The following is a 2,123-nucleotide window of genomic DNA, read 5'->3' as shown; positions in this document are numbered from 1 at the left end:
GGGCGGGCGGGCCGGCTTCTCGGACGCGGCGAGCTCGGCCGGGTCGGCGGCGTGGGGATCGAGCGCGGCGGGCACGGGGACCGTCGGCATCCACTCCCCGAGCCGCTCCTTCTCGTGGAGCAGGTCGCGGATGTCGGTCTCGGCATACTCGAACTGGGGGCTCCAGAAGAGGGCGTCGAACGGGCATACCTCGACGCAGATCCCGCAGTACATGCACAGCGAGAAGTCGATGGCGAAGCGGTCGAGGACGTTGCGCTGCCGGTCCCGGCCTCCGGGGGTCGTCGCGGGGATCGTCTCCTTGTGGGAGTCGATGTAGATGCACCAGTCCGGGCACTCGCGGGCGCAGAGCATGCACGACGTGCAGTTCTCCTCCAGGAGCGCGATGACGCCTCGCGAGCGGGGCGGCAGCTCGGGTGCGGCGTCGGGGTACTCGTGGGTGTGCGCGGGCCGGGTCAGGGTCCGCGCCGTCGTGGCGAGGCCCTTGACGAGGCCCGGGACGAGGCCGGTCTGGCGGCGGTCGGCGCTCACTGGTCTACCTTCCTGATGTCGGCGTTCTCAGATGGAGCGTCGATGCACCCCGGGTGCCGCCAGGTCACTGCCCTGCTCGCTTGACGCCGATGACGTCCACCATGAGATGTGCAGGATCTGGGGGTTGCCCGGGACGTGTGGACCGTCGATAGGGCTGCGCACCAAGACCAGGATTCCTGGTTGCGAGTGCCGATCAGTGAGCGAACCGGCAGGCACGTCTCGGCACCGTGGCCACCCGAGCCATCGAGAGATGAGGGTGCCTCCCCACTGGGTCTAGCAGCGAGGAGGCTGACGTGAAGTCTGCCAGCAACGCCCGAAGTAGTGAACCGTCCACCGGTACCGGCTGCCTGCCGGAGTTCGCGGCCAACGACGTGACCGCCGGCATCGACTGGGCACGTGATGACCACGCCGCATGCATCGTCGATGGCCGTGGCCGACAGGCCGCGGCAACGTTGACCCCCCACACCAGCGCCGGCCTGCGGGACCTGATCGGGTTCCTGGGCCGTCATGGCGTCGGCGAGGTCGCCATCGAACGTCCTGACGGTCCCGTGGTCGATGCCCTGCTCGGCGCCGGCCTGACCGTGGTAGTGATCTCCCCGAACCAGGTCAAGAACCTGCGCGGCCGCTACGGCTCGGCCGGTAACAAGGACGACCGGTTCGACGCCTATGTCCTGGCTGACACCCTGCGCACCGACCGAGCCCGGCTGCGGCCCCTGGTCCCGGACACCCAGGCCACCACCGCGCTGCGTCGTGCGTGCCGGGCCCGCAAGGACTTGGTCAAACACCGCGTCGCGGCAGCCAACCAGCTCCGCGCTCACCTGCGCAACATCCTGCCCGGCGCCGTAGGACTCTTCAAAGACATCGACTCCGAGATCTCTCTGGCGTTCCTGACCAGATTCGACACCCAAGACCGCATCGACTGGCTCACGCCCAAACGCCTCGGCGACTGGCTGGCCAAGCAGGGCTACTCCGGCAAGGTCGACCCTGCCGTCCTGCACCAACGCCTCCTGGACGCCCCCCGCGGCGCCACCGGCGAGTACGCCGCCAGCCAGGCGGCCATCACCGCCAGCTACGTCGCGCTGCTGCAGACCCTGGTCGAGCAGATCAAAACCCTCTCCACCCAGATCGGCCACCAACTCGACACGCACGCCGACGCCCACATCTTCACCAGCCTGCCCCGATCCGGCACCGTGCGCGCCGCGCGCCTCCTGGCCGAGATCGGCGACTGCCGAGCCCGCTTCCCCACCCCCGAATCGCTGGCCTGCCTCGCCGGCGCCGCACCCTCGACCCGCCAGTCCGGCAAGAGCCGCGTCGTCGGGTTCCGCTGGTCCTGCGACAAGCAACTGCGCGACGCCGTCATCGACTTCGCCGCCGACTCCCGGCACGCCAACCCCTGGGCCGCCGACCTCTACAACCGCGCCCGAACACGTGGACACGACCACGCCCACGCCGCCCGCATCCTGGCCCGAGCCTGGCTCACCATCATCTGGCACTGCTGGCAAGACCACCTCGCCTACAACCCCCAAAACCACCAAGCACTCCAACGCCTCCTCAAAACCCAAACCGAGGCGGCTTGACATAGGGCTTCTCATGGG

General features: G+C 69.2%; 2 protein-coding genes. One reads left to right on the top strand and one right to left on the bottom strand.

Annotated features, from left to right (window positions below; translation table 11 throughout):
• Positions 1-528, bottom strand: a 528-nt coding sequence (locus BN12_RS22045) for a NuoI/complex I 23 kDa subunit family protein (RefSeq protein ID WP_157635783.1), incomplete at its 3' end; no start/stop codon positions are given.
• A 293-nt stretch (positions 529-821) separates the two neighbouring features.
• Here BN12_RS22045 and BN12_RS22040 point away from each other — a divergent pair.
• The gene (locus tag BN12_RS22040; RefSeq protein ID WP_235432332.1) at positions 822-2,105 is read left to right on the top strand and encodes an IS110 family RNA-guided transposase; all 1,284 of its coding nucleotides are present in this window, start codon (positions 822-824) and stop codon (positions 2,103-2,105) included.
• Positions 2,106-2,123 lie beyond the last annotated feature (18 nt).

It is taken from the genome of Nostocoides japonicum T1-X7, from assembly GCF_001046855.1.
Classification (GTDB): domain Bacteria; phylum Actinomycetota; class Actinomycetes; order Actinomycetales; family Dermatophilaceae; genus Nostocoides; species Nostocoides japonicum.
Note: the sequence above shows the minus strand (reverse complement) of the source record. Positions and strands in the feature narration are given on the sequence as shown.